Genomic DNA, 11,425 nt, shown 5'->3' with positions numbered 1-11,425 from the left:
TACCGCTATAACGCCTATTATTAATAGTAAAGTGTGTTATTGATAATCGTTAGCAAGCGAATTTGCTTATACAAATTGATTGTTCAAAAAACCTTCAAATAGTGATTATATCAGGCCTGATGTGCAAATTGCCGCTAAGGTATCGTTGTATAATTGTGAATATGGTATAATTTTGAATGAAATGTGTGTAATTATAAAATTATGAATTAAATAAAGTAAGAGGTTGATTCCTATCAAAACTGAATCAGGAAAAAGTTTCACGCCGGTATTGTTAGGTAGTGATATGAATGTATATGGTATGGCGCGTGCATTCCACGAGGTTTATGGTGGTGTCGTTGATGCATATGCCAGTGCTCAACTTGCGCCTACACGCTATACAAAAATTATAAATTTGACTATTTATCCTGGATTTGCTGAAGATCCTGTTTTTATCGAAAAAATGCGCGAAATCGCCAAAAAGTATGAAAAACATGACGAACCAGTTATTTTGATTGGTTGCGGGGATGGTTATGCTGAATTAATCAGTAAACATAAAGAAGAACTTTCGAAAACATTTATTTGTCCATATGTTGATTACGATTTATTAAAGTCATTGAATAATAAGGAAAGCTTCTACAAAATTGCTGATGAACACGGGTTGCCACATCCATTAACAAAGATCATTACCAGAGCTGCTTATGAAGATGAGGATAAATCTGGGTTAGAAATACCATTTGATTTCCCAGTTGCTTTGAAACCAGCTAATAGTGTTGAATGGTTGGATATTCATTTTGAAGGTAGGAAAAAGGCTTTCACTATTCATTCGAATGAAGAATATATGGATATTGTAAGTAAGATTTATGATAATGGTTATAAATCAGATTTGATTTTGCAGGACTTTATTCCTGGTGATGATTCAAACATGCGTGTACTCAACGCATATGTGGATCAACAACATCACGTTAAGATGATGTGTTTAGGCCATCCAATTTTGGAGGATCCAACACCTCAATCAATTGGTAATTATGTGGCGATTGTGCCAGATTTCAACCAAGATGTTTATGATATGGTTCAAAAATTTCTGGAAGATATCGAATTCACAGGTTTCGCTAATTTTGATATGAAATATGATTCCAGAGATAAGACATTCAAATTCTTTGAGATCAACTTACGTCAAGGAAGAAGCAGTTTCTTCGTAACCTTGAATGGGTATAATCTTGCTAAATATGTAGTTGAAGATTATATTGAAGGTAGTCTAGAGAATGAGCCAACGGTTTATGCTAATAAGAACAGGGCTCAGCATAAGTTGTGGTTAGGGATTCCTGTTAAGGTCTTAAAAAAATACGCTTCTGATAATGAAACTAGTAGATATGCAGAAGAACTTATTAAGCAAGATAGAATAGGTACAACCGTTTTCTATGACAAAGATAAATCCTTTAAACGTTGGTTATTGATGAGTTATATGTTCCACAATTATGTGAAACGTTTTAATCAATATTTTCAAGCTAATAAAGGACGCGACTTTAAAAAATAGGAGGTTTTTACTAGATGGATGAATTAAAAGAATACAAGGTAAAGAAAATTGAGTATTCCAAGATTTTAATTTGTGTGGATTCAGACGATTTCGTATCATCGAAAAATGCCTTTAATTATGCCTGCTCTTTGGCAAAACATTATGGTGCTGAATTAGGAATAGCTTCAGTTTTGGAAACAGGCGATTTGAATATCTTTCAATCACTTGATCCAGATGTTCTAAAAGAACGTCGTAATGAAATTAAAGAACTACTAGAATCTTATGGTCAAAAGGCCAAAACATACGGTGTTGAGAATGTTCACTTAATGGTCACTGAAGGAAGTCCAGGTTCAGTAATTGTTGAACAAGTTGTTCCTAGCTTCAAGCCTGATTTGATTATTGTCGGTGTAGAAGAAAAGAATCGTCATCGTAATACAATTGGTTCACAAGCCGCTAAGATAGTAAATAATTCTAGAGTTTCTGTTAGTGTTATTAGATAAGTAAATAATAGGTTATGAAAGAGTTTATCTTTTGTAACCTATTTTTTGTATAACCCATAATTTTTTTAATGAAAAACAAAGAGTGATATAGTATTAGTTAAAATATCGCATGGTGGTGAATATATGTTTACTAGTAAAATTATCGGTGGTGCTGGGGATATGGTAAATGCCAAGCCTGCTGATTATAAAGAAAATTTGTACTTAGCTGTTAATGGTGCTTGGCAAGAAAAGGCTGAGATACCTTCAGATAAGCCACGTACTGGTGGATTTATGGATCTTGATGAAGGCGTTGAAAAAGCCTTAATGAAGGAGTTCCACGAATTCGCAAATGATGAGGGAAAAATCAATGATGATTTGATGTTACAGGCGGTTAAATTGTATCGTTTAACTAATAATGTTGAGCATCTTAATAAGTTCCATCACCAACCAATCTTGAAAGATATTCAGAAGATCAATGATATTACTAGTTTGCAAGAATTTAGTAACAAACTAGCAGAGTTATCAAAAGCAGGATTTCCACTTCCAATTGATATTTCAATTGATGCTGATATGAAAGATACTTCAAAAAATGTTGTTTATATTGGTGGAGCAGGCCTGATTCTTCCTGACAAAACTTATTATGCAGAAGGTAATAAGTCAGGTGAACAGTTATTAAAGAAGTTTGCGGAAGTTGCTACACGCTTGCTATCAATGATTGGATATAATCTTGATGATGCTAAGAAGATTGTTGCCAAGGCTTTGAAGTTCGATAAGCTATTGGTACCTATTGTTAAAGGCTCAGAAGAATGGGCTGACTATACTAAGATATACAATCCGATGCCATTTGATGAATATATTACTAAGTCAGATGTGCTTGACCTCAAGTCACAAGTTACAGAGCAGATTAATGACACTCCAAACAAAGTAATTATTACTGAACCTCGTTATTTAGATAATTTGAATAAGATTATCAATGAAGATACTTTTGAGGATATCAAAGCTTGGATGATGGTTAACTTCTTGACCGGAAATGCTTCAAGTTTAGATGAAGAGTTCCGTCAAGCAATTGGTGAATATAATCTTGCTTTAAGTGGTGCTAAAGAGCTTCAAAATCGTACTAAGTTTGCTTATCACAAGGCTGCCGGAATATTTAGCCAAGTTGTGGGTGTTTATTATGGTAAGAAGTATTTTGGTGAAGATGCTAAGAATGATGTTCGTAGTATGATCAAAAAAATGATTTCAATTTATGAACAACGTATTAGTGCTAATACTTGGTTAAGTGAAGATACTAAGAAAAAAGCTATTGTCAAATTAGATAAAATCGAAGTTAAAGTTGGTTACCCTGATAAGATTGATGATATTTACAGTAAGATTAGCATCAATGAAAATGATTCGTTGTATGATAATTTACGTGAAATCAAGAAGATCTTTATTCAAGATTCTCTTGATCAATATCACAAACCAGTTGATCGGACTAAATGGCTAATGCCAGGACATATGGTTAATGCTTGTTATGATCCATCAAGAAATGATATCACATTCCCAGCTGCTATTTTACAAGCTCCGTTTTATAGTTTGAAACAAACAAGCAGTGAAAACTTTGGTGGAATTGGTGCCGTTATCGCGCATGAAATTTCTCACGCCTTTGATAATAATGGTGCACAATTTGATGAATTCGGTAATATGAATAATTGGTGGACGGATGAAGATTATTCTAAGTTCAAGGATTTAACCCAAAGTATGATTGACGAATTCGATGGCATCCCATATGCTGGTGGCAAAGTTAATGGAAAACTAGTTGTCAGTGAAAACGTCGCCGATGTTGGTGGACTTCGTTGTGCATTAGAAGCCGCAAAAACAGAAGACGATTATGACGTTAAAAAATTCTTCATTAACTGGGCACGTGTCTGGAGATTAAAAGCAACTCAAGAATTTAATGAATTGTTACTATCAACAGATGTACATGCACCAGGCCCACTACGTGCAAATGTTCAAGCTCAAAACATGGATGAATTCTATGACGCATTCGATGTGACTGATGATGACGGAATGTGGCTTGATGAAGATAAGAGGGTTAATATTTGGTAGAGAGTGTAGAAAAGCGGGAGCTCCTGAGCATTAGCTAGGATAAGGAAGGTGCCAACGCAGTTGGTGCATTTCTTATCCGTACTAAGCGCAGGGAGTTGCTTTTCGGAACTCGTTTCAGATATTCAGAGAGCGGAGCAAAACGTTTAGCTCCTGAGCATTAGCTAGGATAAGGAAGGTGCCAACGTAGTTGGTGCATTTCTTATCCGTACTAAGCGCAGGGAGCTGTTTTGCGTAGCTCGTTTCAGATGATCAGACCTTAAAGAGAACGCAGGTTACTGTTCTTTATAAGCACGTTTCAAAACAGAAAAATAAACAAAAAATCTCCAATGAAATTATAATTTCATTGGAGGTTTTTTATACTCCTCTAGTATAAATACTCTTGACTTGATATTATTATCATGCGATAATTCATTTTCTGCATATTTCAATTAAAGGGGGGATTTTATGTCAGATAATACATTTGCTGTGCCTAATTGGCGTAGGAATATCTATTTGTTCTTATTTGGACAATTTATGTCAGGAATCACTAGTACGGTCGTTCAATATGCCATCATCTGGTACTTGACCAAAGAAACTGGTTCAGCGACTATTTTGAGTTTTGCTACATTATTGGGAATGTTACCGATGGTTCTACTAAGTCCATTTATTGGACCGTTTGTTGATCGTACTAATAAGAAGTTCTTGTTAATAGTTCCAGATATTATTGCTGCAATTTTTGCAATTATTTTAGCAGTTGTGGGTATCATCAGTAAGGACTTTCCATTGTGGCTAATATTTGTTTCATTACTCGTGAGATCAATTGCTCAGACATTCCAAATGCCAACTATTCAATCGATCATGCCAACTATGGTACCTAAAGAACAAGTCACTAAAATGAATGGCCAGTTGGGGATGGTTCAATCGGCTAATATGATTATCGCTCCAGCCTTGGGAGCGTTCCTATTCTCAATTGTTCCAATAGCTTACTTGATTTTATTGGACGTTGTTGGGGCTGTTATTGGAGTGGTAATCATTGTATTTGTATTCATACCTGAGAACCCTATTTATGATGAAAGAGTTCATGTTTTATCTGATGTAAAATTCGGACTCGATCAATTGCGTGGTAACAAAGGGTTGTGGTACATAGCTCTTATGGGAACGGTATTTACACTGTTATTTATGCCGGCCGCAAGTATGTATCCATTGATTACTATGTCGTATTTTCACGGAACAGTCGCTCAAGCTGGAATTATCGAAGTTGTTTATTCGGTGGGAATGCTAGTTGGTGGAGCTATTATTGGTTTTTGGGGAAACTGGTCCGACCGAATGAAACCAATTCTTAATTCAATGTGGGTCATGGGATTTGCTTTTGCAATAAGTGGTATTTTACCTGGTAATCAAAAAGGATTCATATGGTTCATAGTTCTTAATACGATTGCTGGATTAGCAACACCATTCTTTAACACATTATTAATGGCTATGATTCAGCAGAGTTATCCACCAGAGAATTTAGGACGTGTTCTAGGTATTCTTAATTCACTGATGAGTATTTCTGGTCCAGTAGGGTTGATTTTTGCCGGTCCATTAGCTGACAAAATCGGCGTTCAGAGTTTATTTATTATCGCAGGATTAGGGACATTACTCTGTGGACTATTTGTACTATTGGTGCCTGTTACTAGAAATTATGATAAAGAATTACAAAAGAAGATATCGTAGAATGTGGATCCTTTCTTAAGATTTATTATTTTGGGCACTAATCTGATGTACTTTTCAGATTAGTGCTTTTTGTATGTTTTTAATTATAGTGAGTTCAAAATTAACCATAAGAAACACAATTAATGATAATATATTACTACGCTATATTATCGTACTGATTTATATCTCAATAATTGACATTAAAAATTTAGAAAGTATAATGAAGGTACAGATGAGTGGTAGTATCTCTACGGAGACTATTGCGGAATTCCCTCCATTATTTCAATGGAGGGTTTTTGTATAATCAGAAGAATTTTAAACAGATTAATGATCAAATAAAAATATTAGAAAGTAGAGGAATGATAATACCTGACCATAGTAGATGTAGACAGTATCTACTGACTAACAATTATTACAATATAATTAATGGGTATAGTACATATTTTCAAACTTCCAATGTTGATGATCAATATATAAAAGGGACCTCATTTGATGAGGTGTGTAACTTGTATTCATTTGATAATGAAGTAAAACAAACAATATTCAGAGCAATACTAAATGTGGAACATCATTTGAAATCGATTTTTGCGTATAGATTTGCTGAAAGCTATCCGAATAAGAGATATTCATATTTGGATATTAATTGTTATTCTAATGAAAAAACGTTAAGTGTTGGATATATTATTTCTCAATTGTCACGCATAATAAATAAACAGAAGAAATATCCTAATAATTCAATACATCATTATGTAAATAAATATGACGATGTACCTATCTGGGTAATTATTGATTATCTTGATTTTGGTGAACTCGTCACTATGATTGATTGTGTTCCAAGAAAGTTACAAAATAAAATTGCTAAGGATTTAATTAGTTTTATAAAAGACAATCTTCCTAATTTTAACGGACAATTTACACCCGAAATAATGATTTCTTTAATAAAGAATATACGTGAAACTCGAAATGTTTGTGCACACAATAATAGACTTCTGGAGTTTAGATGTAGAGCGGACTCCATGTATTTTTCGGCAATTTATGAAAAATATAATATACAACCAAATAGTCTGAGAAAAAGAACATTTTCCATTTTTTTAAGTATGCAGTGTTTCTTGAGCAGAACTGAATTTGCGGTTCTTAGTAATACGCTAAGAAAAAGATTCAAACATCTATCTAATCAACTTGAATCAATAGATATTGCTGAAGTTGAATCCTTGTTAGGATTTCCTGATAATTGGCAAAACCAACCTACAATTGTTCAGGGTAAACTTTAGTCTTGATTTGTATCCAAACTAAGTGGATTCACTTCAATAGTCTAAGTATGAAAATACCTTTTTCTTTGTACAAATTAAGTTATCTAAAAAATGCTATAATTATTACGAGATTTTAAAAATTAAAGAGGCCGCGACTTTTGTCCAGCCTCTTTTTAATAGGTGAAGGTGACTTAATGGCATATATCGAGGTTAGACATGAGTTCAAGCGTTATCAGATGGGCGAGACACAGATTATCGCCAATAATGATTTGTCGTTCGACATTGAGCGGGGCAAATTAACAGTTATTTTGGGACCTAGTGGTGCTGGTAAATCAACTGTGCTTAATATTTTAGGAGGGATGGATACTCCTAGTGATGGGCAAGTTATTATTGATGGAACTGATATTGCTAGATTTTCTGAACGTCAATTAACTGAATATCGACGCAACGACGTTGGATTTATTTTTCAGTTCTATAATTTGATTCCTAATTTAACTACCAAAGAAAATGTGGAACTTGCTTCAGCAATTGTTGGTGATGCACTGGATGCGACGCAGACGCTGAATCAAGTTGGATTAAGTAATCGAATCGATAATTTTCCTTCACAGCTATCTGGTGGTGAGCAGCAACGTGTAGCGATTGCTCGTGCTCTAGCTAAGAATCCTAAGTTATTATTGTGCGATGAGCCTACTGGAGCTTTGGATTATGAAACTGGTAAGCAAGTTCTAATGTTGCTTCAAAATGCCAGTCATATGAATAACAAAACAGTTGTTATCATTACTCATAACTCAGCTTTAGCAGCTATGGCCGATCGAATTATTCGAATCAATGATGCACGAGTTCGTTCGATTGAAGATAATCCTAATCCAATGCCAGTACAATACATCGAATGGTAGGTGAATACATTGAAACCACTGACTAAAAATATGTTTAGGGATATTGCCAAGTCAAAAGGACGTTTCATCGCTATTATTCTGATTATTATGCTAGGTGTGTTGATTTTTGTCGGGGTCAAAGCTGCTGGACCTAGTTTGAATGACTCACTTAACACCACTGTTACTGATAAAAAATTATCAGATGTGCAATTGATTTCTAATACCGGATTTACAAAAAAAGATATTAGTTTAGCTGAGGACGTTCACGGTGCCAAGGCTGAATTGGTGAAGTATAAGCAAGTTGTAGGCGGTAAGAGTCATGTTGCAATAGCGCTTTATGGATATAAAAAATCTAATAATCAAAATCAATTAATTATTAGAAGCGGTCACCTTCCCAATAGTAGTAAGGAGATTATATTAGATCAGGCTGCTAAAACTAAATATGGATACAGATTAGGTGACAGATTTACCTTTGATAAGTCGGCGGGGTTGAAATCCCGTACGTACAAGGTAGTAGGATTCGCCAGTTCACCACAGTATATAGATAACGAATCTCGTGGATCTAGCAATGTCGGTGACGGTACGGTCAGAATGTTTGCTTATATTTATGATAAGCAAATGAATCTTCCTTTTGCGACACAACTGAATATTAGGTTCAATCAATTACAATCCAAGAATACTTTTAGTGATAGCTATAAAAATGGCGTTGATAAGAAAGTTACACAATTGAAGTTATCATTTAAAGGCAGAGCTAAAGAACGTTCCAACAGCCTAGTCGGTGACAATTTAAAAACGCTAGATGATCAACAAAAACAATTGAATGACGCTAAAAGTCAATTAATGTTAGCTAAGTCTTCTGGAGCTGATATTGGTGATCAATTAACAACACTTAATGCTCAACAGTCTAAGCTGACTGCAGCGTATGATAAGATTCAAAGTCAGACTAAGACTAATTATATTTGGCAGACTAGAGAAGATTTACCGGGCTTTTCGGCCTATGGTGAGAGTTCTGATCGAATTGCGGCCATCGCAAATGTCTTCCCAGTTTTCTTCTTCTTAATTGCTGCATTGATAACATTCACAACGATTACTAGGATGATCGAAGAAGCTCGTGGACAAATTGGTACCTTCAAGGCACTGGGATATACTAGGTGGGAAATTGCTAAGAATTATTTTTATTATGCTTTAGCAGCTGGATTGATTGGTACATTCTTAGGAGCAATCATTGGGAATGAGAGCTTGCCAAGAATTGTTCTGGCGCTTTATAAGCAATATATTCCGTTGACTTGGGACGTTAAGTTTCAATGGTTAATAGTCTTATTGGCTTTAGTATTTTCATTATTAGCCACAGTTGGAGCAGCAATGATAGTTGTTCGCCGAGAATTATCAGAAGGACCAGCAGCTTTGATGCGTCCTAAGGCTCCTAAATCGGCTAAGAAGATTTTATTAGAGCGTATTAAACCATTGTGGAATCACCTCAGTTTCAATCGAAAAGTTAGTTATCGTAATTTATTCAGATTTAAGTCACGAATGTTTATGACCATAATTGGAATTGCTGGTGGAACTGCTCTGATTTTGACTGGATTTGGAATTCAAAATTCAATTGGAGCCAGTGGTAATCGTCAGTATGGCGAAATTTTTGATTATCAAGCGGTAGTGAGATTGTCTAAGAACGATGAAACTACAAAGGCGTTGCAGGTTCTTAATAATGACGACCAGTATCGTAGTAGTACAAAGGTCAGTTCCGTCACTGGTAAAGTTAAAGCCAATGGTGAACAGGTTGACGATGTGAATTTCTATACTCCTGAAAGTAGTAATTTTGATAATTACATTCATTTAAAAGATTCGAAAACTGGTAAAAAGCTGAAACTTAAGAATAACCAAGTTGTTTTGACGAAGAAAATGGCTGATATTTTGAAAGTTAAAGCTGGCGATACGATAAATGTTAAAACCGCTAACGGCAAGGGTGGAAAAATAGAAGTATCGGCAGTAACACAGAACTTTATTAGTCATTTTATGTATCTGAATAGTTCAACATATCAGGAGTTGTTTGGTACTCAGGCTAAGACGAATACAATGTTAGTAAAACTCAAGTCACAGACAAGTAATCAGCGTAATAGTTTGGCTAATAAACTACTAAAAAACGGTGGTGTGATGGGTACAAGTTATACATATGACCAAGAATCTTTGATTGCCAAAATGACATCATCGTTGAAACCAATTGTCCTGATCTTTATTTTATTATCAGGAATATTGTCGTTTGTAGTTCTATATAATCTGACAAATATCAATGTTTCTGAAAGAATTAGAGAATTATCAACTATTAAGGTCTTAGGATTCTACAACAATGAAGTAACGATGTATATCGTGCGTGAAAATATCATTTTAACGATTTTAGGTATTATCGTTGGATACGGAGTGGGTAATTTACTTACTGCTTATATCCTGAATCAAGCATCTACGGCGTTAGTTATTTTTCCTTTGACGATAAGTATATTTGGTTATTTGGTAGCGACAATTCTGATGATTGTCTTCACGGTGATAGTCATGTTGATAACTCATCAAAAGTTAAAGGGTATCGATATGATCGGTGCTTTGAAATCAAATGAATAATTAAACAAAATAATTCTTATAGTTGATCATAGAATGGATTTATAAATTGTGTTAAACTTAAAGCCAACTTTAGTACAAAGAGGCAACAATATATGGATACAAATACAGCTGAACACAAATATAGAATTGGTGATTTTGCAGCAGTAACTGGTTTGAGCAGTCCAACCCTTAGATATTATGAAAAGGAGGGACTGATTAAGCCACATAGAACTGAAAATGGTCTACGTTATTATACTAAGCAATATGCGAGCTGGATCAAGTTCCTATTGCACTTGAAGAGTACAGGAATGACGATTGAACAGTTGAAGCAGTATGTTGAATGGCGTGCTGAGGGTGACTCAACGATTGATAAGCGTATAGCGCTGTTGCAGGAAGTTCATGATAACTTCGAAAAGCAGTTTGCGGAATTACAACACAGTTGGACCATTTTGAATGATAAATTAGATTGGTATAAGGGTAAAGTTAATGGTCATATTGAAGACAGTGAAGACTTTGCTGCTTACTTGAAACGATTAAATCATAAAGAATAATAGAGCGCGGTACAGCATCTGAGTGTTAAGACAATTGGCTCCAGTAATCCTATTTTGGATTCTTTTTCGGGCTTGGTTAGTTGCAGTATCTGGGTACAAGAAATATTGGCGCTGTGGGGACCACTTGGAGCCAAGGTCTCCAAGCTCGATTTTGAACTTCGCAAAAAAACGCGAATTTCAAAACTCGTCCCGTGGTGTAATGGCTAAAGCCACAACGCCACCTTCACTGCAACCAACATTTCTTGCACCCAGAGACTAATGCATTTGTTATCTTTTATATGATGTAACTGACTGAATCAATAAATAAGTGCTATATTATTCGATAATTAAAAAGCTAGATATTTTTCTGAAGTGCCCTACAATTGTTAGACAAGAAATCTAACGATTGTAGGGCATTTTTTATGACAAAATATGATCCAATCTT

General features: G+C 34.9%; 8 protein-coding genes. All 8 read left to right on the top strand.

The window, feature by feature from the left end; translation table 11 throughout:
* Window positions 1-283 precede the first annotated feature (283 nt).
* Window positions 284-1,513, top strand: coding sequence for a carboxylate--amine ligase (locus tag EKM79_RS08455; RefSeq protein WP_125567898.1), 1,230 nt, complete (start codon window positions 284-286; stop codon window positions 1,511-1,513).
* Between the two features lie 14 nt (window positions 1,514-1,527).
* Window positions 1,528-1,992, top strand: a complete 465-nt coding sequence (locus EKM79_RS08450) for a universal stress protein (RefSeq protein ID WP_125567837.1) — start codon at window positions 1,528-1,530, stop codon at window positions 1,990-1,992.
* A gap of 123 nt (window positions 1,993-2,115) precedes the next feature.
* Window positions 2,116-4,059: a M13 family metallopeptidase gene (locus EKM79_RS08445; protein ID WP_125567835.1), complete on the top strand. Its 1,944-nt coding sequence runs from the start codon at window positions 2,116-2,118 to the stop codon at window positions 4,057-4,059.
* 444 nt (window positions 4,060-4,503) lie between these two features.
* Window positions 4,504-5,754, top strand: coding sequence for an MFS transporter (locus EKM79_RS08440; RefSeq protein ID WP_125567833.1), 1,251 nt, complete (start codon window positions 4,504-4,506; stop codon window positions 5,752-5,754).
* Between the two features lie 275 nt (window positions 5,755-6,029).
* Window positions 6,030-7,004, top strand: coding sequence for an Abi family protein (locus EKM79_RS08435; RefSeq protein ID WP_342769525.1), 975 nt, complete (start codon window positions 6,030-6,032; stop codon window positions 7,002-7,004).
* Between the two features lie 173 nt (window positions 7,005-7,177).
* Window positions 7,178-7,879: an ABC transporter ATP-binding protein gene (locus tag EKM79_RS08430; RefSeq protein ID WP_125567831.1), complete on the top strand. Its 702-nt coding sequence runs from the start codon at window positions 7,178-7,180 to the stop codon at window positions 7,877-7,879.
* Window positions 7,880-7,888: 9 nt separating this feature from the next.
* The gene (locus EKM79_RS08425) at window positions 7,889-10,471 is read left to right on the top strand and encodes an ABC transporter permease (RefSeq protein ID WP_125567829.1); all 2,583 of its coding nucleotides are present in this window, start codon (window positions 7,889-7,891) and stop codon (window positions 10,469-10,471) included.
* Between the two features lie 92 nt (window positions 10,472-10,563).
* Window positions 10,564-11,001 carry a MerR family transcriptional regulator gene (locus EKM79_RS08420; protein WP_125567827.1) on the top strand — a complete coding sequence of 146 codons (438 nt, stop codon included), beginning with the start codon at window positions 10,564-10,566 and terminating at the stop codon, window positions 10,999-11,001.
* Window positions 11,002-11,425 lie beyond the last annotated feature (424 nt).

Origin of the sequence: Companilactobacillus insicii, from assembly GCF_003946015.1 — a bacterium.
Classification (GTDB): Bacteria; Bacillota; Bacilli; order Lactobacillales; family Lactobacillaceae; genus Companilactobacillus; species Companilactobacillus insicii.
This window is presented reverse-complemented; position numbering and strand designations above follow the sequence as displayed.